Source organism: Mammaliicoccus sp. I-M35 (assembly GCF_022386455.1).
GTDB lineage: Bacteria > Bacillota > Bacilli > Staphylococcales > Staphylococcaceae > Mammaliicoccus > Mammaliicoccus sciuri_A.
Window position 1 is genome coordinate 223,366 of record NZ_JAJNIL010000001.1, and the last position, 25,747, is coordinate 249,112.

At 32.6% G+C, this 25,747-nt stretch carries 26 protein-coding genes; 4 read left to right on the forward strand and 22 right to left on the reverse strand.

Annotated elements, in window-relative coordinates:
* Positions 1 to 131 precede the first annotated feature (131 nt).
* Both zwf and LQ679_RS01065 read left to right on the forward strand, forming a co-directional pair.
* Complete coding sequence (zwf, locus tag LQ679_RS01060) at positions 132 to 1,616, forward strand: glucose-6-phosphate dehydrogenase (protein ID WP_025907035.1); 1,485 nt, start codon at positions 132 to 134, stop codon at positions 1,614 to 1,616.
* A 28-nt stretch (positions 1,617 to 1,644) separates the two neighbouring features.
* Positions 1,645 to 2,505, forward strand: coding sequence for an effector binding domain-containing protein (locus LQ679_RS01065; protein ID WP_126477491.1), 861 nt, complete (start codon positions 1,645 to 1,647; stop codon positions 2,503 to 2,505).
* A 50-nt stretch (positions 2,506 to 2,555) separates the two neighbouring features.
* On the opposite strand, the gene gndA is transcribed toward LQ679_RS01065, so the two are convergent.
* Positions 2,556 to 3,959: an NADP-dependent phosphogluconate dehydrogenase gene (gene gndA, locus LQ679_RS01070; protein ID WP_239761948.1), complete on the reverse strand. Its 1,404-nt coding sequence runs from the start codon at positions 3,957 to 3,959 to the stop codon at positions 2,556 to 2,558.
* 110 nt (positions 3,960 to 4,069) lie between these two features.
* Positions 4,070 to 5,185 carry a M20/M25/M40 family metallo-hydrolase gene (locus LQ679_RS01075; RefSeq protein WP_239761950.1) on the reverse strand — a complete coding sequence of 372 codons (1,116 nt, stop codon included), beginning with the start codon at positions 5,183 to 5,185 and terminating at the stop codon, positions 4,070 to 4,072.
* Between the two features lie 95 nt (positions 5,186 to 5,280).
* On the opposite strand from LQ679_RS01075, the gene prli42 reads away from it, so the two are divergent.
* The gene (gene prli42 / locus LQ679_RS01080) at positions 5,281 to 5,382 is read left to right on the forward strand and encodes a stressosome-associated protein Prli42 (RefSeq protein WP_150527395.1); all 102 of its coding nucleotides are present in this window, start codon (positions 5,281 to 5,283) and stop codon (positions 5,380 to 5,382) included.
* A gap of 502 nt (positions 5,383 to 5,884) precedes the next feature.
* Here prli42 and LQ679_RS01085 read toward each other — a convergent pair.
* The 9 genes from LQ679_RS01085 to LQ679_RS01125 form a co-directional block, all read right to left on the reverse strand.
* Complete coding sequence (locus LQ679_RS01085) at positions 5,885 to 6,850, reverse strand: aromatic acid exporter family protein (protein WP_204255278.1); 966 nt, start codon at positions 6,848 to 6,850, stop codon at positions 5,885 to 5,887.
* A gap of 18 nt (positions 6,851 to 6,868) precedes the next feature.
* Positions 6,869 to 7,306, reverse strand: a complete 438-nt coding sequence (locus LQ679_RS01090) for a BrxA/BrxB family bacilliredoxin (protein WP_025904925.1) — start codon at positions 7,304 to 7,306, stop codon at positions 6,869 to 6,871.
* A 74-nt stretch (positions 7,307 to 7,380) separates the two neighbouring features.
* A complete protein-coding gene (locus LQ679_RS01095; protein WP_204252624.1) occupies positions 7,381 to 8,655 on the reverse strand; it encodes a dihydrolipoamide acetyltransferase family protein in 1,275 nt (424 codons plus the stop codon).
* An 11-nt stretch (positions 8,656 to 8,666) separates the two neighbouring features.
* On the reverse strand, positions 8,667 to 9,650 hold the full coding sequence (locus LQ679_RS01100) for an alpha-ketoacid dehydrogenase subunit beta (RefSeq protein ID WP_048539745.1): 984 nt from the start codon (positions 9,648 to 9,650) through the stop codon (positions 8,667 to 8,669).
* Positions 9,643 to 10,641 carry a thiamine pyrophosphate-dependent dehydrogenase E1 component subunit alpha gene (locus LQ679_RS01105; protein WP_239761952.1) on the reverse strand — a complete coding sequence of 333 codons (999 nt, stop codon included), beginning with the start codon at positions 10,639 to 10,641 and terminating at the stop codon, positions 9,643 to 9,645. The genes LQ679_RS01100 and LQ679_RS01105 overlap by 8 nt, the downstream gene beginning before the upstream one ends.
* A 14-nt stretch (positions 10,642 to 10,655) precedes the next feature.
* Entirely contained in the window at positions 10,656 to 12,068 is a 1,413-nt protein-coding gene (gene lpdA, locus LQ679_RS01110) for a dihydrolipoyl dehydrogenase (RefSeq protein WP_239761953.1), read from the reverse strand.
* An 11-nt stretch (positions 12,069 to 12,079) separates the two neighbouring features.
* Positions 12,080 to 13,141: a butyrate kinase gene (gene buk, locus LQ679_RS01115; protein WP_239761954.1), complete on the reverse strand. Its 1,062-nt coding sequence runs from the start codon at positions 13,139 to 13,141 to the stop codon at positions 12,080 to 12,082.
* The gene (locus LQ679_RS01120) at positions 13,141 to 14,241 is read right to left on the reverse strand and encodes a Glu/Leu/Phe/Val dehydrogenase dimerization domain-containing protein (protein ID WP_025904931.1); all 1,101 of its coding nucleotides are present in this window, start codon (positions 14,239 to 14,241) and stop codon (positions 13,141 to 13,143) included. The genes buk and LQ679_RS01120 overlap by 1 nt, the downstream gene beginning before the upstream one ends.
* 209 nt (positions 14,242 to 14,450) lie before the next feature.
* Entirely contained in the window at positions 14,451 to 15,341 is an 891-nt protein-coding gene (locus LQ679_RS01125) for a phosphate acyltransferase (RefSeq protein WP_239761956.1), read from the reverse strand.
* A 120-nt stretch (positions 15,342 to 15,461) separates the two neighbouring features.
* Between LQ679_RS01125 and LQ679_RS01130 the strand changes: the two genes are divergently transcribed.
* Complete coding sequence (locus LQ679_RS01130; RefSeq protein WP_025904933.1) at positions 15,462 to 15,719, forward strand: DUF2627 family protein; 258 nt, start codon at positions 15,462 to 15,464, stop codon at positions 15,717 to 15,719.
* 2 nt (positions 15,720 to 15,721) lie between these two features.
* Here LQ679_RS01130 and LQ679_RS01135 read toward each other — a convergent pair whose 3' ends face one another.
* From LQ679_RS01135 to accB, 11 genes are all read right to left on the reverse strand, one after another.
* Positions 15,722 to 16,426 carry a response regulator gene (locus LQ679_RS01135; RefSeq protein WP_025904934.1) on the reverse strand — a complete coding sequence of 235 codons (705 nt, stop codon included), beginning with the start codon at positions 16,424 to 16,426 and terminating at the stop codon, positions 15,722 to 15,724.
* Between the two features lie 23 nt (positions 16,427 to 16,449).
* Positions 16,450 to 18,126: a DNA repair protein RecN gene (gene recN / locus LQ679_RS01140; RefSeq protein ID WP_239761960.1), complete on the reverse strand. Its 1,677-nt coding sequence runs from the start codon at positions 18,124 to 18,126 to the stop codon at positions 16,450 to 16,452.
* 17 nt (positions 18,127 to 18,143) lie between these two features.
* A complete protein-coding gene (gene ahrC / locus LQ679_RS01145) occupies positions 18,144 to 18,596 on the reverse strand; it encodes a transcriptional regulator AhrC/ArgR (protein WP_025904936.1) in 453 nt (150 codons plus the stop codon).
* A 148-nt stretch (positions 18,597 to 18,744) separates the two neighbouring features.
* A complete protein-coding gene (dxs, locus tag LQ679_RS01150; protein ID WP_239761963.1) occupies positions 18,745 to 20,613 on the reverse strand; it encodes a 1-deoxy-D-xylulose-5-phosphate synthase in 1,869 nt (622 codons plus the stop codon).
* A 56-nt stretch (positions 20,614 to 20,669) separates the two neighbouring features.
* Complete coding sequence (locus tag LQ679_RS01155) at positions 20,670 to 21,548, reverse strand: polyprenyl synthetase family protein (protein ID WP_126477500.1); 879 nt, start codon at positions 21,546 to 21,548, stop codon at positions 20,670 to 20,672.
* On the reverse strand, positions 21,529 to 21,720 hold the full coding sequence (xseB, locus tag LQ679_RS01160) for an exodeoxyribonuclease VII small subunit (protein WP_153653573.1): 192 nt from the start codon (positions 21,718 to 21,720) through the stop codon (positions 21,529 to 21,531). Before xseB ends, LQ679_RS01155 begins: the two co-directional genes overlap by 20 nt.
* A gap of 32 nt (positions 21,721 to 21,752) precedes the next feature.
* Complete coding sequence (gene xseA, locus LQ679_RS01165) at positions 21,753 to 23,078, reverse strand: exodeoxyribonuclease VII large subunit (protein WP_239761967.1); 1,326 nt, start codon at positions 23,076 to 23,078, stop codon at positions 21,753 to 21,755.
* A 12-nt stretch (positions 23,079 to 23,090) separates the two neighbouring features.
* On the reverse strand, positions 23,091 to 23,483 hold the full coding sequence (gene nusB, locus LQ679_RS01170) for a transcription antitermination factor NusB (protein ID WP_025904941.1): 393 nt from the start codon (positions 23,481 to 23,483) through the stop codon (positions 23,091 to 23,093).
* Between the two features lie 56 nt (positions 23,484 to 23,539).
* Entirely contained in the window at positions 23,540 to 23,899 is a 360-nt protein-coding gene (locus LQ679_RS01175) for an Asp23/Gls24 family envelope stress response protein (protein ID WP_025904942.1), read from the reverse strand.
* Between the two features lie 12 nt (positions 23,900 to 23,911).
* On the reverse strand, positions 23,912 to 25,270 hold the full coding sequence (gene accC / locus LQ679_RS01180) for an acetyl-CoA carboxylase biotin carboxylase subunit (protein ID WP_025904943.1): 1,359 nt from the start codon (positions 25,268 to 25,270) through the stop codon (positions 23,912 to 23,914).
* 1 nt (position 25,271) lies between these two features.
* The gene (gene accB / locus LQ679_RS01185) at positions 25,272 to 25,721 is read right to left on the reverse strand and encodes an acetyl-CoA carboxylase biotin carboxyl carrier protein (protein WP_037588238.1); all 450 of its coding nucleotides are present in this window, start codon (positions 25,719 to 25,721) and stop codon (positions 25,272 to 25,274) included.
* Positions 25,722 to 25,747: the final 26 nt, after the last annotated feature.

Genomic DNA, 25,747 nt, shown 5'->3' on the forward strand with positions numbered 1-25,747 from the left:
ATGATGATGATTATACAACTTACTGAATAAATTGAAAATTTAACAGTTCAAATGGAAGAATATCAATCACTAACATGTTATAATAATTAATATTGTAAATTGTGAAAAAGTTAGAGAATCGAGGTAAATAAATGACAACCGAAACTAGAAATATTCCATGCTTAATTACAATATTTGGGGCTACAGGTGATTTAAGTCACCGTAAATTATTCCCATCTATTTTTCATTTATATCAACAAAATCAATTAGACGAGCACATCGCAATAATTGGTGTTGGTCGAAGAGATTGGACTACTGAAAAGTTCAGAAATGAAATTAAAGCTTCAGTAGAGAAACATGTACAGAATACAGACAAGTTAGATGAATTTATGGAACATGTGTTTTATCAATCGCACGATGTTAGTGACCCTTCTAGTTATGAAGAATTATTAGCTTTTTCAAATGAGTTAAATGAACAGTATCAATTAGAAGGTAATCGATTATTTTATTTAGCAATGGCACCTCAATTCTTTGGAACTGTTACAGATTTCTTAAAATCTTCAGGTTTAACAGATACTGACGGTTTCAAACGTTTAATTATTGAAAAACCTTTCGGCACAGATTTAGCATCTGCTGAAGAATTAAATGAACAAATTAGACGTTCATTTAAAGAAGAAGAAATTTACAGAATCGACCATTATTTAGGTAAAGATATGGTACAGAATATCGAAGTGTTAAGATTTGCGAATGCGATGTTCGAACCATTATGGAATAATAAATATATTTCTAATATCCAAGTAACATCTTCTGAAATATTAGGTGTAGAAGATCGTGGCGGATACTATGAAAATAGTGGCGCATTAAAAGATATGTTCCAAAACCATATGTTACAAATGGTTGCTTTATTAGCAATGGAACCACCTATTAGTTTAAACAGTGAAGATGTTAGAAATGAAAAAGTAAAAGTATTGCGTTCAATTAGAGCTTTAGATGAGTCTGAAGTTAAACAGAACTTTGTTAGAGGACAATATGATAAAGGTCAAATTGAAGGCGAAGAAGTTAAAAGCTATAGAGAAGAAGATAAAGTAGCAGATGACTCTAATACCCCTACTTTCGTTGCAGGTAAAGTATTGATAGATAATTTCAGATGGGCTGGCGTACCATTCTTTATTAGAACTGGTAAAAGAATGAAGAAAAAAGGTATTCAAGTCGTTGTTGAATTCAAAGAAGTACCAATGAATTTATATTATCAACGTGATTCAGAACTAGAATCAAATTTACTTGTCATTAATATTCAACCTAATGAAGGTCTTTCACTACATTTAAATGCTAAAAAACAAGTTCAAGGCATAGAAACAGAACCTGTTCAATTATCATACGCAATGAGTGCACAAGATAAAATGAATACAGTTGATGCATATGAGAACTTAATCTTCGACTGTCTTAAAGGTGATTCAACAAACTTTACGCATTGGGAAGAATTAAAAGCAACTTGGAAATATGTAGATGTGATACAAAATGTGTGGGACAATGATAAAGCACCGTTCCCTAATTATAGAGCGGGTACTAATGGACCGATTAAGAGTCAATTATTATTGTCTATTGATGGATTTAAATGGTGGGACGATATTAACTAATCTTTCCGCCAACAGGAGTGACTGAACATTGGAAGTAATTAAAGATTTACAAAGAGCAATTGTGTACATTGAAGATCATCTATTGAGCGATATCGATTTACAAACTTTGAGCGATCACGTTGAAAAGTCCCCTTTTCACTTGAATCAATCATTTACGATGGTTATTGGTATGACACCTATTGAATATCAACTTGCTAGAAGAATGACAGAAGCGGCGTTTGATATTTTAAGTGGTCATACACGTATTTTAGATATCGCCTTAAAGTATGGATACAGAGATGCGCATGCATTCGCTCATGATTTTAATGCATATCATGGCATAAGTCCGCTACAAACGAAGACACATCAATCTATGCTTAAAATTAAAAAAAGAGTCTCTATTAAATTAACTTCTACAGAAACAGAACCGTTAAATTATTCATTACAATACAAAGATGATTTAAAGTTAGTAGGAAAGAATCATCATTATCATTCAAATGAACTAGATAATCATTTTTTAATACCTGACTTATTAGAAATGTTATTAGAGAATAATTACATAGAAGACTTTATTAAATATAATGATGTTAAACCTAATCAACTATTCGTTATTCGAAGACCACTTTTAGATGGACTCGAAGTATTTGTAGGTGTTCCTAGTGAAAGATATCCAGGTCATTTAGATAATTATTATTTACCTGGACATCATTTCGCGACGTTTAATTTACAAGGTGAATTAGATTTTGTAGTGAGTGAAGCTTGGCACCATATTGAAAATCAATGGCAACTTAAAATGCCTTATTTACATGATGATTTTTATGTTGAGGTATACCCTCTTGATGTTAATTTTGATCAAGAAACTTCTAAAGTACAACTTTGGATACCTATTGATCATAAAAGTATGAATTAAAAAACAACCCGCTATCTCTTGGAGATAACGGGTTGTTTTGTTATATCAAATTATTTAGTCCATTCAGTATGGAAAATACCTTCTTTGTCTTTACGTTCATAAGTATGCGCACCAAAGTAATCGCGTTGTGCTTGAATTAAGTTGGCAGGTAAATCTTCTGAACGGTAACTATCAAAGTAATTGATTGCTGAAGAAAAACCAGGTGTTGCAATTCCTGCTTTGATTGCAGTCGCTGATACTTCTCTTAATGAACCTTGATATTTTGCAACGATATCGTTGAAGTAAGGATCTAATAATAAGTTTGTTAATGATGAATCATTATCGTAAGCGTCTTTGATTTTTTGTAAGAATTGCGCACGGATGATACAACCCTCTCTCCAAATCATAGCTAACTCACCTAATTTTAAGTTCCAGTTATTTGTTTCACTAGCAGTTTTCATTTGAGCAAATCCTTGTGCATAACTACAGATTTTACTCATATAAAGTGCTTGTCTGATTTGTTCTAAGAATGCTTCTTTGTCACCATCAAACTCAGTTATTTCTGGATTAAACGCTGTGCTTGCTTTAACTCTTTCATCTTTGAATGAAGAAATAAATCTAGCAAATACAGATTCAGTAATAATTGTTAATGGAATACCTAATTCTAAAGCATTAATTGAAGTCCATTTACCAGTACCTTTTTGTCCAGCTTTATCCATAATTTTTTCAACTAATGGTGTACCATCTTCGTCTAATTTATTAAAGATTTCGCCTGTGATTTCAATTAAATAACTTTCTAATTCACCAGCGTTCCATGATTTAAACGTTTCAGCAATTTCTTTATGATCCATGTGTAATACACGTTTCATTAAGTCATAACTTTCAGCGATTAATTGCATATCTGCGTATTCAATACCGTTATGCACCATTTTTACATAGTGACCAGCACCGTCTGGACCAACATATGTTACACATGGAGAACCATCGCTAGCTTTTGCAGAAATGCTTTCTAAAATTGGTGCAACCAATTCATAAGCTTCTTTCTGACCACCAGGCATAATTGAAGGACCAGTTAAAGCACCTTCTTCTCCACCTGAAACACCTGTTCCAATGAAGTTTATTCCACTTTCATCTAAGTATTGATTTCTACGAATCGTATCTAAATAGTTAGTGTTTCCGCCATCGATAAGGATGTCACCTTTATCTAATAATGGTAGTAAGCTATCGATTGTTTTATCTGTAGCTTCACCAGCTTTTACCATAAGTAAAATTTTTCTTGGTTTTTCTAATGAATCTACAAACTCTTCGATTGAATAGTTTGGATGTATATTTTTACCCTGTGACTCTTCAACCATTTGGTCGACTTTCTCTTTTGAACGGTTATACACTGAAACTGAGTAACCACGTGATTCAATATTCCAAGCTAAGTTTTTACCCATTACAGCTAAACCAACTACACCTATTTGTTGTGTCATGAAATTAACCTCACTTTTTTTCATTTTCTAGTACATTTTAACATAGTTTGAATACGTTTTTCGTCTATAAAGTCTTTAATTTCAAATGAATACGTTTACATACTGAATTTTTATGCAAGTTCAGCAATTGCAACGATTTGTTCTGTAATTTTTTGTAATTCTTCAACTGGCATACGTTCATTTGTTGTATGAATATATTCATATCCAACACCTAAAATAACAGTAGGAATTCCGAATCCACTAATAACATTTCCGTCAGATCCGCCACCTAGTTTAACAAGGTCTGCTTTACGTCCAATTTTTTCAGAAGATTTAACGGCTAATTGAACAACATCGTCTTCTTCAGTTAAGTTAAAGCTTGGGTACATAATTTGTACATTAACTTCAGCAGAACATCCGAATTCTTCAGCAGTTTTCTCGAATGCTTCTTTCATATGTGTAACTTGTTGATTCATTTTTTCGTCATCTAAAGATCTAGCTTCTGCTAAAATATATACATGATCGCTTACAATATTTGTTGCTGTTCCACCTTCGAATCTACCGATATTAGCAGTCGTTTCTTCATCGATACGTCCTAAGTTCATATGACTAACAGCTTTAGCAGCAATATTAATCGCAGAAACACCTTTTTCAGGTTCTAATCCAGCGTGTGCTGTTTTACCTTTAATAATAGCTTCTATTTTAGCTTGTGTAGGAGCTGCTACAACAGTTGTACCTACTTTACCAGGTGCATCAATAGCAAAGCCATATTTCGCTTGAATATCATCAGGATTTAAAGCTTTAGCACCAACTAAACCAGATTCTTCACCAACTGTAATGATAAACTCGATATCACCATGTTGAATATTGTTATCTTTAATAACTTGAATAGCTTCTAAAATTGCAGCTAAACCAGCTTTATCATCAGAACCTAAGATTGTTTCGCCTTTAGAATAAATGTAACCATCTTCACATAATTCAGGTTCAATATTATTACCAGGTGTAACAGTATCCATATGGCTTGTAAAATAAATCGGTGTCTTGCTAGAATCTTCACCTTTTAATTTACAAATTAAATTTCCAGCACCATAACCAGTTTCGCTTTGAGAGTCATCCTCTTTAACATCTAAACCTAAATCCGTAAACTTTTGCTTTAATAAGTCAGCAATCTTTCTTTCATTTTTAGATTCAGAATCTACCTTTACAAGTTCCATAAAAGTATTTAATAATCTTTCTTCATTAATCATGATTGTCCCTCTTTTCATTTATTTAAATATCTCATAATCTAGTGTATAATAGTTGATAAATATATACAAAACTAATGTTTAAAGAGAGGGTTATCATGGGAAATAAGAATGTACGTAAAATTATAATCATCGTAATGTTAGTAGCAATCGTAGCTGCACTTGTATTATCAGGTATCTTACCATTCCTATTAAATTAATAATATAGTTTAAAAGCGCTAGCTCATGATGAGTAGCGCTTTTTGTTTTGGGGAGAGATACAAATTTTAATTAGGTATTATTAGAATATGTGGAACTCGTGAGTTAAAGCCAACATTAACTCACGAGATTGTGAAAGATGTGAGTTAAAGACAATATTAACTCACGAGAATAGGAAAGATGTGAGTTAAAGGCAACATTAACTCACAAGATTAGGAAAGATGTGAGTTAAAGACAATATTAACTCACGAGATTAGGAAAGATGTGAGTTAAAGACAATATTAACTCACGAGATTAGGAAAGATGTGAGTTAAAGACAATATTAACTCACGAGATTAAGAAACATGTGAGTTAAAGGCACCATTAACTCACGAGATTAGGAAAGATGTGAGTTAAAGACAATATTAACTCACGAGATCGGAAAACATGTGAGTTAAAGTCAACATTAACTCACATCTCCCCACTATATACACAAAAAACGCAATGCCATATAGCATTGCGTTTTTACTTCTTAAGGCTACCGAATTGTGATTTGATTAGTAAGTATTCTTCTACTTCGTTTAATAGTTGAAATAGTGCTGCGATACTTTCTAATTCTTGATGTGATTTTGGTAGCTCGATAGATTGTAATTTTATTTTAATATCATATAGGTTATGCAATCTCATAAGAGAGTAATCGTTACCTTGTACGTTTTGTGATACTTCTAATAACAATTGACTACATAAATGATGTGCATGTTGACTGTGTTGCATGGATTCGATTAATTTTTTCATTCTTTTTAATAAAGTTAATTGTTCTTCTCTCATATCAAAATAATGATAGTAAGAGTTCTCATTTCTCACAAAATGATTTTTAACTTCTCTAAATGCTAATGATTTAGCTTTTCTAATATTTTCCGAAACGATATCGAATGACGGTACATTAATTTTCTTATTTGGATCTTGTAAGCATTGACTATAAATAAAGGTTATTAATATAAAGTCGTCTTCTATTTTGCGTTTATAATTGTTAAGTTTATAATCTAAACTTGGCATAAACATATTCATGATTAAAGCTATACCTATACCAATTATAAGTAATAAAATTTCATTTACGACAACATTCATATCAATCGTTTTAGCCATATACAGATGAAGTATAATAACACAGCTTGTTACAATTCCTTCTTGTACACCAATCATGACTGTTACGGGTATAAATAAAAGGACCATAATACCAAGTATAATAGGCGTACTTCCTAAATAAGTGAAAAATACTGAACCAATCATAATTGCTATTAAACATGCTATAAATCTATATATTGCAGCTTCAAATGATTTAACTCTTGTATCCTTAATGCATAATACAACAAGAATAGCACTGGATGCATAATTATCTAAGCCGATTAACCTAGAAAGGATGACAGCTAATGTCATCCCTAGGGCAGTTTTTAATGTTCTATATCCTATTCTGTACGGTTTTATTTGCATAAGAAATGAACCGTTCCTTTACACTTCTTCGCAATACTCTTCGAATAGTGCTTGAATGTTTGTAATAACACTCATTGGATCGTGACCTTCGATTTCATGTCTTTCAATCATTTTGACAATTTTGCCATCTTTAAGAAAAGCAAATGATGGACTTGATGGTGGGTAACCTTCGAAATAATCACGTGCTGTTTCTGTTGCTTCTTTGTCTTGACCAGCAAATACAGTTACTAATTGATCTGGTAATTTATCATAGTGTAACGCATGTTGTGCTGCTGGTCTTGCGATACCGCCTGCACATCCACAAACTGAATTAACCATAACAAATGTTGTACCTGGTTTGTTGAAAGTTTCTTCAACTTCTTCTTTAGTTGTTAATTGTTTGTATCCAGCCGCTTCTATTTCATTTCTCGCAGAATTGACTACGTCGTTCATATATAAATTGAAATCCATTTCCATAAAAAAAGCCTCCTGTAATAATAGATAAGTCTATTTTACAGGAGATTTAAGGGTAAAACAATGACAAGGTTTTATTAATATATAGATGTGTTCTCGATTGTCATGCTTTGTAATCTTTCTTTTACATATTTTAAGAATTCACCGGCCATTAAACCATCTAATATTCTATGATCAATGGATAATGATAAATTAACCATATCACGAATACCGATCATATCATTGACAACTACAGGTCGTTTCACAATAGATTCTACTTGTAGAATAGCAGCTTGTGGATGATTGATAATACCCATTGATGATACTGAGCCAAATGAACCTGTATTATTGACTGTGAATGTACCACCTTGCATATCTTGAGAAGTTAATTTATGCTTTCTTCCTCTAGTTGCAAGATCATTAATTTCACGAGCGATACCTTTGATTGATTTATCATCAGCATTTTTAATAACAGGTACATATAATTTATCTTCACTTGCTACTGCGATTGAAATATTAATATCTTTATGAATTTTAATTTCATCGCCTGCCCAAGTACTATTTAACATCGGATATTTCTTCAATCCTTCTGCAACAGCTTTTACGAAAAATGCGAAGAATGTTAAGTTATATCCTTCATTTTGTTTGAAAGATGATTTATGATGCTGTCTTGTTTTAACAAGATCTGTAGCATCAACTTCGACCATCATCCAAGCATGTGGAATTTCATGAACACTTTGCAACATTTTATTCGCAATTGCTCTTCTTACACCATTGACTGGAATTGAATCACCAGGTAAAGAAGACGTTTCTGGTTGAACAGTATTTTCAGCAATTTCTTGAGTTGGTGCTTCTACTTGTTTAGATGATGTATCTTCAGTTGGAACACCATTTTCAATTGCATTTAAAATATCTTTTTTAGTCACTCTTCCTAAATTACCAGTACCTTTAACTTTATTTAAATCAATATTATTTTCACTTGCTAATTTAAATACAACAGGTGAATATTGACCGTTATTCATTGGACCTTCTTGTGGTTCATTAGAAACAGGTGTTTCAGCTTTTGCAGGTTGGTCTTCTTTAGTTACGTCTGGTTCAGTTTGTTCATCAGCACTATTATTGTTATCCTCTGATGTTTCACCTTCAACTTCCATAGTACAAATAACTGTTCCAACATCTACTGTTTCACCAGCTTCGACAACAATTTCTTTAATTGTTCCATTAAATGTTGAAGGGACTTCAGCTGTTACTTTATCTGTTATCACTTCGCACAGTGCATCGTACTCTTCAATTGTGTCACCTGGTTTAACGAGCCATTGTTCGATTGTACCTTCATGAACACTTTCTCCAAGTTTCGGCATCTTTACGTCCATAATTTAACCTCCTAAAATTCAGCTAACGTTCTCATTTTTTCTTCTATTTTCACAGGATTCATCATAAAGAAATCTTCCATAGGTGGTGAAAATGGCATAGCTGGTACGTCTGGACCTGCAAGTCTTGCAATTGGTGCGTCTAAATCAAATAAGCAATTTTCAGCTATTATGGCAGATACTTCACTCATGACACTACCTTCTAAATTATCTTCAGTTACAACCAATACTTTGCCAGTCTTTTTCGCACAATTAATAATTGTTTCTTTATCTAGTGGATATAATGAACGTAAATCTACTATTTCTGCATCTATACCTTCAGTTGATAATATTTCAGCTGCTTGAAGTGCGTAATTTACACATAATCCATAAGTGAATACTGTAATATCTGAACCTTCTCGTTTAACATCTGCTTTATCGATTGGTACAGTATAATATTCTTCAGGAACTTCTTCTTTTAATAGTCTGTATGCTTTTTTATGTTCAAAGTATAGTACAGGATCATTATCTTCAATTGCCGCAAGAAGTAATCCTTTAGCATCATATGGTGTTGATGGAATGACAACTCTTAAGCCTGGTGTTGAACAGAATATACTCTCAATACTTTGTGAATGATATAATGCGCCATGAATTCCGCCACCAAATGGACTTCTAATTGTTAAAGGACAATCCCAATCATTATTAGAACGGTATCTTATTTTAGCTGCTTCATTGATGATTTGATTTGTTGCCGGAACGATATACTCTGCAAATTGAATTTCAGATACCGGTCTTTTACCCATCATAGCTGCACCAATTGAAGCACCCACTATATTTGATTCTGCTAATGGTGAATCGATCACGCGTCCTTCACCATATTTGTTGTATAAATTTTTAGTTGCGCCAAATACGCCGCCTTTTAGACCAACATCTTCGCCGATAACAAATACATTATTGTCTTTTTCCATCGCTTGGTCCATTGCTTGATTAATCGCGTCAAGATAGGATAACTTAGGCATTCTTTTCGCCTCCTTGATCATATACATGTGTTAAAGCTTCTTCCGGTAATGGATAAGGTGCTTTTTCTGCATTTTTAGTAGCAGTATTGATTTCTTGTTTAATTTCATCTTCAATTTGGCTGAACCATTCATCGTTTGTAACTTGATGTTCAACTAAATATTCTTTGAATTTAATCATACAATCACTGTCTTTTACTTCTTTCATTTCTTCTGCCGGACGATAATTATCATCATCATCTGAAGAATGAGGTGTTAAACGACTACATAATGCTTCAATAAGTGTTGGTCCTTCACCATTTATTGCACGTTCTCTTGCACGTTTAACTGCTTCATAAACAGCTATAGGATCATTACCATCCACTTGTTCACCAAATGCACCGTAACCTGCAGCTCTAGATGATAAATCATCTGTTGCGTACTGTAAGTGACTTGGTACCGAAATGGCATATTTATTGTTTTCGATAATACAAATAAATGGCAACTTATGAACACCAGCAAAGTTCATTGCTTCGTGGAAATCACCTTGACTCGTACTACCTTCACCTAAAGTAGCAAGTGCAATCGCTTCTTTGCCATCCATTTTAAGTGATAAACTTGCGCCAACTGCATGTAACACTTGAGTTGTTACACAAGAACCTTGCGTTAAAATAGATAAATCTTTTTTACTAAAATGAGATGGCATTTGCTTACCACCACTTGAAGTATCACCTTGTTTTGCAAATGCAGCTAACATAGATTCTTCTGCAGAAATACCACGAGCTGTAACTAAAGCTAAATCTCTATAGTAAGGTGCTAATACGTCTTCGTCTTTTAGTGCATAATATGTGCCAATTTGTGTTGCTTCTTGACCTTGACAACTAATAACAAACGGTAGTTTACCTGCTCGGTTAAGTAGCCACATTCTTTCGTCAATTTTTCTACCTAATAACATCCATTTATAAATTTCTTTTAAGTCTTCATGCGTTAATCCGACAGTCTTATAATCTAACATCTAATCTCTCCTCTTTAGACGTGAATAGCACGATTCTCAGATTTTAACCCTAGTTCCATGAGCACTTCTCCAATTGAAGGATGTGCATGTACAGTAGTTGCTAGTTCTTCAGTAGAGCCATTCATAAATGTAAATAGAGCTGCTTCATTAATTAATTCAGTCACTTTTGCACCAATCATATGAATGCCAAGCACTTTTTCATTGTCTATATCTTTAATTAATATACATTCACCAAGTCCATTATTTTCGATGACGGATTTGCCAATCGCTTTAAATGGTACTTTAAATTTTTTGAAATTAATATTTTGCGCTTTTGCATCTTGTTCAGTCATCCCTATCGATGCAATTTCAGGATTTGTATATATACATCTTGGTACTGTTAAGTAATCTAATGTGATAGGATTTTGATCAAACATATGCTCTACTGCAATTGTGCCTTCTTTAGTTGCAACATGTGCTAATTGATAATTGCCGATGACATCTCCAACCGCATAAATATGTTTATCATCTGTTTGATAAACATCATTTGTTAGTATATAGCCTTTTTCATCGGTCTTTATTTTTGTGTTGTTCAATCCTAAATCTTCAGTATTCGGTGTTCTACCAACTGCGACTAATACTTTTTCAAAAGTTTGTTGCTCATTTTGAAGTGTGACATCTACATGTTTATCATGTATGTTGACATCTTGTTCGGATAAAGGACATTTCTCATGAATGGTTATGCCATTTTCTTCAAAGCTACGTTTAATCGTTTTACTGATTTCTCGTTGTTCGTTAGGGATAATGGATTGCCCAGCTTCAACAACTGTTACTTTTACACCTAAATCATTTAGTAAAGATGCAAACTCAAGTCCAATTACACCGCCACCGATAATTAACATGCTTTCAGGCAACGTTTCTAATTGCATCATATCATCACTTGAAATGATGGTTTGATGGTTAAACTTTAAGAATGGTAATTCAATTGGTCTTGACCCTGTTGCAATTAATACATGTTGATTAACGAGTAGTTCTGATTCGCCATTTTCAAATTCAACAGATACTGTTCCAGCTTGAGGCGAGAACAATGAAGGTCCGAGAATTCTCCCATTACCTTCGTAAATGTCAATTTTGTATTTTTTCATCAAACTTTGTACACCATTGTACATCGTAGTAACTGTTTCATCTTTCTTAGCAACAACATCCGTCATTTCAAAATCAGCTGAAGCAGTTTTAATACCATATTCGTTTGAATGTTGTATGTATCTTAAAATTTCTGCAGTTTTTAAATATGATTTTGTAGGTATACAACCTTTATGTAAACAAGTTCCACCTAACTTAAATTTCTCTACAATTGCGACTTTTTTTCCTAGTTGTGAAGCACGAATTGCTGATACATAGCCTGCCGTACCGCCACCTAGAACGACTAAATCATATTCTTTAGACATAGTATTACTCCTTATTCATATGACTTGGTACTAATTTTACCGTGTAAGAGGTCCATTACGCCAATATTTAAGGCGTGCATTTCTTTTTCTCCTTTATATATAGTAACATTTTGTAGCCAAGATACATATTGTTTTACTTTATTTGTGATATATTTTGAATAACTTAATCCGCCAGTTATGATAATTTGATCGATTTGACCTTCTAAAACGACCGCGCAAGACCCTATTGATTTAGCAATTTGATAACACATAGCATCTAAGACAAGTTTAGCAGTTTTATCGCCATTTTCCATCATTTGTTCTACTTTTAAACAATCATTTGTACCAAAATATGATAATAACCCAGAATTTTTACTTAATTCATTATTAGCTTCTTTAGCATTTAAATCGTGATCAATAACCCATTTAATTAACGCATCATTTGGAATGGAGCCAGCTCTTTCAGGACTAAATGGACCCTCGCCTAACAAGCCGTCATTAACTTCGATGACTCTTCCTTTTCTATGAGCACCTACACTTATACCGCCTCCAAGATGTGCGACGATGACATTAATATCTTCATATGCTTTGTTCATATCAGCTGCATATTGTTTAGCGACTGATTTCTGGTTTAATGCATGGAAGATACTGCGTCTTTCAATACCTTTAATGCCAGTAATTCTTGCTTCTGGTATTAATTCATCTACGACGACTGGATCAACAATATAAGCCTGTATATTTAATTCTTTAGCAAATGTATAGCCGATAATACCACTTAAATTTGAGGCATGAAATCCATATTTAAAAGATTTCAAGTCTTGATACATGATGTTATTAACAAGATATGTTCCACCTTGTATAGGCTTTAAAACACCACCCCTACAAGCAATAGCATCTATTGCTTGTAGTGAGATATGATGTTGGTTTAATGAGTTCTTGATACTTTCAAGTCTAAATGGGACTTGATCAATTAATGGAAGATTAGTTTGATCGATATCATGTCTGATAACATCCTCAAATAACATATCATAGTTATTAAATACTGCAACTTTAGATGATGTGCTTCCTAAATTAAGTACAAGAATTTTTTTCATTATTTTTTACCTCTAGAAATGATAGATCTTTCAGTTTTTAAGAAATTACTTCTAACATTCATAAGTTGTTCAATGCGTTCTTCAGCTAAAATTTCAGCTGCACGTGCAGTAGTAATTTGATCTCGCTTACTAATTTCAAACACTTTATCCATTTGGTCATAGATTTTTTCAATGTTTGAGATAGCACGTACTTCATTGTATCCATCTAATTCATCCGCAACGTTGATAACACCACCAGAGTTAGCAACGAAGTCAGGCGCATATACAATACCTTTATCTTCTAATTGAGCACCGTGTACATCTATGTCTTGTAATTGGTTGTTTGCACTACCACATACGACTTTAACTTTTAAACGTGCGATAGTATCATCATTTAATACGCCACCTAAAGCACAAGGTGCAAAGATATCAGCATCTACATCATATATATCATTAATACCGACACTTTGAGCGTTGAAGTCATTTACAACTCTATCTACAGCTTCTTGGTTAATATCCGTTACAACTAATTGAGCACCTGCTTCATGTAAATAACGACATAGTTCGTAAGCAACGTGTCCAACACCTTGAACAGCAACTGTTTTCCCGTTTAAATCATCTGTTCCAAATGCTTCTTTAGCTGCGCGTTTCATAGAAACAAATACACCTAATGAAGTTTTAGGACTTGGGTTACCACTAGATTGGTGACTTTCAGATAAACCAACTACGTAATCAGTCTCTTCAAAGATAATATCCATATCGTCTTCAGTTGTTCCTACATCTTCAGCAGTGATATAACGACCATTTAAACTTTCTACATATCTACCTAAAGCTCTAAATAAAGCTTCTGATTTATCTTTTTTAGGATCGCCGATAATAACTGTTTTACCGCCACCTAAGTTTAAACCAGCTGCAGCATTTTTATATGTCATACCTCTTGATAAGCGTAATGCGTCATTAATAGCTTCTTCTTCACTTTCATATGGCCACATTCTACAACCGCCAAGTGCTGGTCCTAATGTTGTATCATGAATCGCAATGATTGCTTTTAATCCTGAACTTTTATCGTGACAAAATACTATTTGCTCATAGTCATATTTTTCTATCGTTTCAAATAACATAATAATCCCCTTTTCAACTTTAATATAATAACTTCATTTCTAATTTTACATGAAATGTTTTATTTATCAAATAAATTGACGAAAAATGATAGCGCTTACAAAAAGTAAAAATTTTTAGAAAATTCAATCTTTATTGATATAAAAGCATTGTAAGCTCTTTCAATACTTTGAAATAAAGAGTATAGTTATTAATTTGTTATTATAATATACTAAATAAGCATTAACGCACTACAAATAGAATGAAATTTATCTTGTGATGAATCTGATCTAGAAGTTAAAATTATGGGTATTTTTGCCCCAATTATAACAGATGCTACATCAGCGTTCGATAAATAAACGAGTGATTTATATAAAATATTGCCACTTTCAATTTGAGGGACGATTAAACCATCAACATTACCTGATATTTTTGAATCTATTTTTTTAATAATGGATGCTTTTTTATTAATTGCAGCATCAAACGCAATTGGACCTTCTATTTCAAGGTCTGGTTTTTCTTGAGTGAAATAAGATACGACTTCTTTCGCATCAACCGACGACTGCATTTTCGGATTTACATTTTCAATTGCAGAAAGTACCCCTATTTTTGGTGAGTCGATACCAATTTTTTTGAGCGAATAAACTAAATTCGATGTGATTTCAATTTTTTGTTCGATATTTGGTGTAATGTTCATTGCAACATCTGATACGGTTAACATCTTGTGATACTCAGGTATATTAAATATCGCGATATGGCTCATTCTATAGTTGGTCTTCAAGTTATATTTATCTTTTAAAACTTCTTTCAATAATTCTGAAGTTGAAATTAGCCCTTTCATTATTAAGTCTGCTTTTCCATCTGCTACAGCTTGTACACATTGAGATACAGTATGTTCTTCGTTAAGTGTTTGAATAATTTCTATTCTATTTAATTCTTCATGTGTTAAATTAAATGACCTGATCAACTCATCTTGTGGTCGTTCATCAAACAACATGAATCTAGCTTTTGTATGTTTAATCGCTTTAACAATTGCTTTAATGACACCTTCATCATTTGATTTACATACAGCAATTGTAGCTGATATATTTTGGCCGTTTTTTATCATATCTTTAAAAAGCATTTAATCCCCTCCTATTACTATCATAATCAAATTGTACCGTTTATTCCATTTTTTCAATGTTTACTTTTACTCATTATCTCATATATAATATAAGTTATTAATTAATAGGAGTTTTAACTTATGCAAAAGTATATTGCATTACTCATTTTGGTCATACCAGGTATCATTGCAGGACTAGGTATTAAATGGATGAGAGATGCTGTTTTTGGACAACTTGTTCCACAATTACATTTTATTTGGTTACAGTTTTTATTAGGCTTTATCTTCTTTGTATTTGGTGTAGTGTTCATTGGGGGTTATATACTGCATCGTGAAAAGAAAAATAAACGCGCACAAGAACATTTTATGAAGAAACAAAATGCCAAAAAAAGAGACTAGGCTTACCTAGTCTCTTTTTTAAACTTTTCATATAGATGTAATAAAAACTCACCATTTGTAGGTCGTACATACAATTTTTCGCTGTTATACCAATAGGACTTTAATTCTTTATCCCAAGCTAATTTAATAGCATGTCTGATAGACCTTTCCACATTATTCGCTTGAATATTATAATTTTGAGAAATTAAAGGATATAGTTCTTTAGTTAACGGCATCTTACGATTATATTGAAGCATAAGGTGTACACCATACTTAATATATTCGTACCCGTTTAAATTTGATGAAAATCCGATTTTCTCTAGTAATAAATCTAAAGCGTCCATTTCTTCTATATTAGAATCTGTTGTTGTTAATACACGTTGTATCGTATCTAACAAGACATCAAACTCAACAGGTTTAATTAAGAAGTAATCTACTCCTAATGAAACAGATTCTTTTAAGACATCATCACTTACAAAAGCACTCATACATATCACTTTAAATTGCTTATTTTGTTTTATATATTTTTTAAGCAAAGTCATGCCATCTATATGTGGCAAGATTAAGTCTAATAGAAGAACATCGAAAACTTCTCCATTTAAAATGTCGAGTGCCTCTTTACCGTTGTATCCAATATTAACAATTTCAATATCGTGTTTCTTTAAATATTGTGCCATTTCACTAACATATGCTTTCGAGTCTTCTATTATTGCTACCTTAATTACCATGCTTAACACCCTAACGAATCATTCTATTTTAAATTTTTGTTTTGTATAATCATTTCTTTAGCGTGTTGTCGTGTTAATTCTGTAACTTCAACACCTGATATCATTCTTGCTATTTCATCTATCTTATCTTCACCATCTAATTGTTTTATAGAAGTCGTCGTTCTATCATTTACGGTTTCTTTAGCAATATACAAATGATTATCACTAATTGCTGCAACTTGAGGTAAATGCGAAATACATATCACTTGAAGTATTTGCGCAATTTGATGCATTTTTTCAGCCATTTTTTGTGCGACTCTACCAGATACACCCGTATCTACTTCATCGAATAAAATTGCTGTTTGTCCTTTTGAAGAAACAAATATACTTTTCAACGCAAGCATTATTCTCGATAGTTCACCACCAGAAGCTATTTTATTTAAGCTTTTTAATGGTTCGCCTTTATTTGGGCTGATTAAGAATTCTACTTCTTCTAAGCCATATTGAGTAGGCTTTGTTTTAGTAAATGTAATTTCAATATTCGCATCTTGCATGTGTAAATTCTGTACTTCTTCAACTAATCTATCTCTCAGGTTCAACGCAACTTGTCTTCTTTTAGCTGATAGTGCTTCTCCATATTTTACAACGTTTGTATAAAGATCATTAATTTCTTCACGTAATTGAGAAGTACTTTGTTCGTAGTTCTCAATTTTATAAATTTCATCGTCAATTTTATCTCTATATTTGATTAATTCAGGTATGCTTTTGCCATATTTACGATTGAGGTCTGTGAGTACATTTAATCTAGACTCATACTCATTTAGTAAAGATTCATCAAAGTCATTAGACGTTAACTCATTATATAGTTCATGTTTGTAGTCTTCTAAAGTGTAATACATTTGATCTAATTCTTCACTAAAAGCAGTGTATTTATCCGGAATAATATCGTTTATATGTTGAATTTCTTGATTAAGCTCATAAATTTTATCAGTAATGTTTTCTTCACTACTCAATAACATATGCGCTTTATTAAGACTTTCGTTTATTTTTTCGTGATTTTGAAGTTTCTTAATTTCTTGATTTAAAAAATCAATTTCGTCTTCTTTTAAATTCGCATCTTGTAATTCATCTCGTTGGAATTTTATTAAATCTAATCTTTGTAATAATGCTTGGTCTTGAGATTCTAACTTTTCAAGTTCTTGTTTCTTTAAGCGATAAGATTGAAAGGTCTCGTCGTATTGATCAATTTCAGCTTGATAAGTACCATCAGCATAATCATCTAACAATGATAAATGATATTTAGGTTTAAGTAATATTTGTGTTTCATGTTGCCCATGAATATCAAGTAATTCTTGCATGACAATTTTTAAATCAGATAGCGTTACATTCTGATTGTTTAATTTACATATGCTTTTCCCTGAAGCAAAGATTTCTCTTTTTACAAACAAGAAATCTTCGTCAAAGTCGATATCTAACTCACTTAAAATCTTATTGACGTTAGGTACATTATCAATATCAAATACGCCTTCAATTATCGCCTTCTGTTCGCCATGTCTCACGAAACTTTGTGAGGCTCTTGCACCTACTAACTGACCAATAGCATCTATAATAATAGATTTACCAGCACCAGTTTCACCGCTTAAAACAGTTAGTCCACCTGAAAAATTAATTTCTAAAGATTCAATTATAGCGAATTGTTTAATTGTAAGTGCTTGTAACATTGTATATTAAATCTCCTTTAAAGCATATTAAAAATTCTATCCGTAATCACTTCAGCTGCTTCAGTATCTTTACAAATAATTAAGCATGTGTCATCACCGCATATCGTCCCAATTACTTCTGTCCAATCGATTTGGTCAATAATTGCACCAATTGATTGCGCATTACCTGGTAATGTTTTAAGGACTAATAAATTATCTGCTCCGTCAATTTTTACAAATGAATCCATTAAATATCTACCTAATTTATCAATCGGGTGATATTTACGGTCTCTAGGTAAACTATAGATATACTGACCAGAAGGTGCTGGAACTTTAATTAATTGAAGTTCTTTAATATCACGAGATATAGTAGCTTGTGTGATATTCAAATCATATTCATTTAGTCTTTTGACTAATTCTTCTTGTGTTTCAATTTGTTCGTTAGAAATTATTTCTCTTATCTTAATCTGACGCATTGTTTTGTTCGCCATTACATACACCTCTGTTAATGAATATTTATACACTTATAATAGCATAAAATTGAAAAAAATAGTAATGTAAGCGCTATAAACATTTAAATGACGCTTTAGATATACTAAAGCGTCTTTTTCAACATAAATATTCATATATTTCTCTTAACTACTTAATTAAAGATTTGACGGTAGATATAATATTTGATTTAGAGATACCAATATCTTCTAATAATAAACCTACATCACCGTGCTCAATGTACGTGTCATTTATACCTATTCTACGCATAGTATTATGATAATCATTGTCATTCATAAAAGTAGCAATTTGACTTCCTAAACCACCAGTCAACATAGCTTCTTCAACTGTCAGGATCGGTTTAGACGCTTTACCGAGATTATGAAGCATGTCATAGTCCATAGGTTTTATAAACCGAGCATTAACAATATTGATATGGATGTCTTCTTTTAATAGTTCGTCTGCTACATCTGTTACAAGTGATACTGTTGGCCCATAACTTATAATTGTTAAATCATCACCATTTCTTTCAACATTCCAAGATCCTATTTTTAGTCGTTCACTATTTTTATAATCATCAAGTAATGGCGCATTCCCTCTTGGATATCTGATCGCCATTGGACCATGGTCAGTTTCAAATGCAGTTTTGATCATATTTTTCGCTTCATTACCGTCTTTAGGCATCATGATTGTAAAATTAGGAAATTGACTTAAAAAGCCAACATCAAATACACCTTGGTGTGTCTCTCCATCAGCTCCAACAAGTCCTGCTCGATCAACGCCAAATAATACGTTTAAGTTTTGACGATCTACATCATGTAACAACTGATCGTAAGCACGTTGCATAAAAGTTGAATAGATTGCGACATATGGTTTCATGCCTTGTGTTGCTAGTCCTGCTGCCATCGTAACAGCATGCTGTTCAGCAATACCTACATCAAAAAATTGTTCGGGTAACATTTGTTGAAATTTAGTTAATTTTGATCCAACAGGCATTGCTGGCGTAATTGCAACAATTCGTTTATCTTGTTGCGCATAAGCTAATACTTCATCACTCATTAAAGCACTCCATGCAGGACCTTCAGCATTTCCTTTTATCACTTCACCAGTTTCAAGCTTATATGGTCCTAAACCATGCCAAGTCCCAATTATATCTTTCTCAGCAGGTTTATAACCTTTCCCTTTCTTAGTCACAACGTGTATGAGAACAGGTTTGTCCATTTGTTTAGAAACGGTGATCGCTTCATCTAATGCTTTAAAATTATGTCCATCTACAGGACCAATATATTTAATGCCGAGTTCTTCAAAGAAAATGCCATCTACGACTAAATATTTTAAACTGTCTTTAATTTTATCCGCAGAGTCTTTTAACAAATCTCCACCAGGCAATCTGTTAATCAAACTTTCAGCATCAAATTTAAAGCGATTATAATTTTGGTTTGATCGTATTCTTGCAAACATATTGTGCATTGCACCGACATTTGGTGCGATACTCATTTCGTTATCATTTAAAATAATCGTTAAATTTGTTTTGTCATGGCCTATGTGGTTTAACGCTTCTAGTGCCATACCACCTGTTAAAGCACCATCACCAATTACAGGTACAACATGATGATCTTGTCCTAATATATCTCTTGCTTTTGCCATCCCCACAGCAGCAGATAAAGAAGTTGAACTATGTCCAGCTTCCCACACATCATGTTCGGATTCTTTCATTTTAGGAAAACCACATAATCCTTTATATTGTCGCAAAGAATTAAATTCGTGGCCTCTTCCGGTTAATATTTTATGAATGTATGTTTGATGTCCAACATCCCATAATATCTTATCTACAGGGCTATTAAAATGTTTATGTAGACTCAATGTTAATTCAACCACACCTAAATTTGCCCCAATATGTCCGCCAGTTACTGAACAAGTTTCAATTAAAAATTTCCTAATGTCACTGCTCAGTTGTTCAAGTTCTTGATGAGATAAATCTTTGAGGAAGGATGGGTTTTTTATTTTTGAAACATCCATTTTTTAACCACCTTTAGCCCGATTCTTGTGACCAGTCATCTTAATTATTAGATAGATTAATTTTCTCTATTTGCAAATAATTTTGTGAGAGACTTGAGTTCTTCAGTGTTATATTGATCTTCTAATTGTTCAAGTAAATATAACGCTTGATTCACATGTTGTTCTAAAGCAACTTTAGTATTCGTCTTACCTAATAGTGACACATAAGTACTCTTATGATTCGCAACGTCACTACCAACTGACTTACCTATTTTATCGAAATCCCCTTCAATATCTAGTAAATCGTCTTTAATTTGGAATATTAATCCTAATTCTTGGCTAAATGAATCAAGTAATAAGAATGTCTTACTATTAACTTTAGCGATTGTGCAAGCTGCAACAACAGAAAAACGGATCAGTGCACCAGTTTTATATCTATGGATTTTGCGTAATGTATCTAGCGAAATTTCTTTGTTTTCACTTTCCATATCTAACACTTGTCCACCTACCATACCTTGATGGCCTGCTGATTCAGAAAGCAATCTGATTAATTTCACTTTGTCGTCAGCTTCTATATATGTATCTTTAGTTATCAGTTCAAAAGCTTTTGTTAATAGTGCATCACCAGCTAAGATTGCAGTCGCATCACCATAGATTTTATGATTCGTTTTCATTCCACGTCTATAATCATCGTTATCCATAGCTGGTAAATCATCATGTATAAGGGAATATGTATGTATCATTTCAAGTGCTTTTGCAGTTTCCATTCCTTTATTAATATCTGTCTTTAACATCGATAAAGTCATTAATAATAGTACAGGACGAATACGTTTACCACCTGCTAATAAAGAATAGCGCATACTTTCTTCTAATTGTGTATTTACAACTGAATCTAGTTTCGTTTGATTAAGTGATTCAGTGAACTTGTCTACATAACTATTCATGATTTGACTCATCTGAATCACCTTCTTTTTGAACAAGTTTATTTACTTTATCTTCAGCTGCTTTAAGTTTCGTTTCACATTTACTACTTAATTCAATACCTCTTTGATAAAGTTCAATTGATTCCTCAAGAGAAATATTTTCTTCGTCTAATTTACCGACGACTTTTTCTAATTCTTCCATCATTTCTTCAAAAGTTTGTTCTTTAGCCACATTTGTCACCTAATTTCCTTAACATTAGCATTTATTTTACCATCTTTTAAATTGATTGTAATATCATCGTCAATTTTTAAATCATTTTTGCTTGTAATGATTTTATCATCTTTTTCGATAATTGAATAACCTCTTAACATGATTTGAGTCGGACTTAACGCATCTAATTGCGCTAACTTGCTTGTCAGAGCTTGTCTTTTTTGACTGATAATACGATTAACGAGTTGAGTTTGAAGCATATTTAAACGATCAAAATCTTGTCTAAATTGAAAAGTCTTATTATAAATTGGTGTGATTCGCAATTTATTTTGTAAGATATCTAACTTATGATTATTACGCGTAACAGTTTGTTCTAAATTTCTAGATAATTGTTTTTGTAATTCATCTAACTTCTGAGTTTCTTGATCATATAATAACGAAGGCGTCTTCAATTTATAATATGATGAAAGTTGTTTTAATTTATGTTTATCTTGCTGTATAGATTGCGTGATATGTTTTGTTAAATACTGTCTAGCATTTGAAATCAGTTGATACAGCGCATTAATATCTGGTGTCGCAATAACTGCAGCTTGTGTTGGTGTTGCAGCTCTTACATCACTGACAAAATCACTTAATGTCGTATCCGTTTCATGACCAACTGCTGAAATAACAGGCGTCTTACAATGATAAATGGCTTCTACAACTTCTCTTTCATTGAAGCTCCATAAATCTTCAATAGATCCACCACCACGACCAACGATAATAACATCAACGCCCATGGAATCAGCTTCTTTGATGTTGTTAATGATATTATCCTTAGCTCCTTTACCTTGAACTAACGTGCTCATTAACACTTGTTCTGCAAGTGGATATCGCTTATCTAAAGTAGAACATATATCTCTTATTGCAGCGCCAGTCGATGCTGTCAACACAGCGATTTTCTTAGGATATTTAGGTATGCTTAATTTATGATCTTGGTCAAAGTAACCTTTTTCTGCTAATTCTTTTTTGAGTGCTTCGAATTTTTCATACAGAAGACCAACACCATCTAATTGCATAGATTGAACATAAATTTGGTAAGCACCTCTTGATTCATAAACCCCAATTCTACCTTCAACAAGTACTTGGTCACCTTCTTTAGGATTAAACGACAATTGGTTTGCGCTCGATTTAAACATCATTGCACTGAGTACACCTTTATCGTCTTTTAAGGCAAAGTAAAGATGACCACTTGAATGTCTTTTAAAGTTTGATATTTCACCTTTAATAAAGACATTAAGTAGATGTGGATCTTGATCAAATTTATATTTGATATATTTAGTTATTGCTGTAACTGATAAATACTTATCCATTTATATCACTCTTTAACTTTTTGATAAACTGCTTAATACACCATTAATAAATTTATAGTGATCATCATCACTGTATACTTTCGCAATTTCTACTGCTTCATTAAATATAACTTTCTCTGGTGTATCTGTATATTTTAATTCATAAGTTGCCATTCTCAAGATGATTCTATCAGTCTTAAGTAAACGGTCTAATGTCCAGTTTTTTAAATGTGGACTTACAATTTCATCTAATTCGTCTTTTTTCTCTATCACTTCTTTAACAAAGTTCTTCACGTATAAATATTGTTCACCTTTAAAATCTTCTACTAAATATTGAATCGCTTCTTCTACTGTTAAATCAGTTTTGTTATTTTCTAATTGATATAGTGATTTAAAGACAATCTCTCTTAGTTCTGTTCTTTTCATATTCTTCTCCTTCAAAGAATAAGAGGATGCACGCATCCTCTTAATTAATCATTTTATTATTGGAAATGTATATTAACGATATGTACATTAACTTCTTTTGGTGTTAATGCCGTCATCGTATTTAATGCTTGTTTAATTTCTGATTGTACTTTACGTGCTGTTTCAGAAATTTTTGTACCGTAGTCAAATGTACAGTAGACATTAATGTAGATGCCGTCTTCTTTAATATCGACTTTAATACCTTTACCAAAATTCTTTTTCCCGAATTTTTCTAAGGAATTCTTATTAAAAACGGATTGCATATGAGATACACCTTTAATGTCAGTAGTCGCAATGCTCGCAATGACCTCAATAACTTCTGGCGCAATCTCTATTTTACCTAAAGAAGGCTTTTTATTTTCAATTGTTTTAGCCATTTGAATCCCTCCCTATTTGTCTTCATTATTTATAATATCATGAATCTCTAGGAAATTGGTATTAAAATCACCTGATTCAAATACATCATTTTCTAACAATCTTAAATGGAATGGGATCGTTGTATCTATGCCAGCAACTAAAAATTCTGATAAAGCTCTTTTACCGATTTGAATTGCATCTGTTCTATCTTTACCATGAACAATAAGCTTCGCAACCATTGAATCGTAATAAGGCGGAATCGTATATCCTGTATAACAAGCTGAATCAATACGCACACCAAATCCACCTGGTGTTAAATATTGATTAATTTTACCTGGTGATGGCATGAAATTCTTAAATGGACTTTCTGCGTTGATTCTAAATTCAATCGCATGTCCACTCAAGTCAACTTCTTCTTGTGTAACTGGTAAAGTTTCACCACTTGCCACTTTAAGTTGAAGTTTAACTAAATCCATTCCAGTTACCATCTCAGTAACAGGATGTTCTACTTGAATACGCGTATTCATTTCCATGAAATAGAACGTTTCAGCATCTAAATCATAAATAAATTCAATTGTACCAGCATTTTCATAATTAACGGCTTTAGCTGCTCTAATAGCCGCTTCACCCATTTCTTTACGCATTTCTTCAGAAAGGACTGGTGATGGCGATTCTTCTACTAATTTTTGCATACGTCTTTGGATCGTACAATCACGTTCACCAAGATGTATAACATTACCTTCTGAATCACCCATTACTTGAATTTCAATATGTCTAAAGTTTTCGATGAACTTTTCTAAATACAAACCTTTATTTCCGAATGCTGTTTCAGCTTCTTGTTGTGTCATTCTAAATCCTGTTACAAGCTCTTCTTCATTACGTGCAATTCGGATACCTTTACCGCCACCACCGGCAGTAGCTTTAATAATAACGGGGTAACCAATTTTCTTCGCACATTTCTTTGCAATTCTTACTGTATCTACTAAACCATCACTACCAGGCACAACAGGTACGTTCGCTTTGATCATTTCTTCTTTCGCAACGTCTTTAATACCCATCTTCTGGATAGATTGATAACTAGGTCCAATAAATTTAATTTGGCATGCTTCACACATTTCAGCAAAATCACTATTTTCGGCTAAGAAACCATATCCAGGATGGATACCGTCACAACCTGTTGATTTTGCAATTGAAATAATATTAGGAACGTGAAGGTATGAATCTTTAGATTGTGTCGGTCCAACACAATAAGCTTCATCTGCTATTTGAGTATGTAATGCATCTTTATCAGCTTCTGAATAAATTGCGACCGTTTGTATGTCTAATTCTCTACAAGCTCTAATGATTCTTACTGCAATTTCCCCTCTATTTGCAATTAATACTTTTTTCATATTACTTCACCTTGAATAACGGTTGGCCATACTCTACCATTTGTCCGTCTTCAACTAATATTTCAGTGATTTCACCAGAAACTTCTGCTTGAATTTCATTAAATAATTTCATTGCTTCTAAAATACATACAGTTGTATCAGCTTCTACACGTGAACCTACTTGAACATATGGACCTTCATCAGGAGATGGTGATTTATAGAATGTACCAACCATTGGTGCATTAATCGTTAAACCACTTGGTGCTTCTTGTTCAACATTTTGTTGTGGTGCTGATTGAGTTGCTTGTTGTGGTTGTTCTGCTACAACATTTGTTGCCCCTTGGCTATAAATGATTTCTTGTTTAATATCTTTTTTTAAAGTTAGTTTAAAATCTTTATCATTAATATCAATTTCAGTTAAAGAAGAATTATCTAACACATCAACTAGTTCTTTAATTTGTTTTAAGTTCATTTGAAAAACTCCTTTTAAATTCTAAT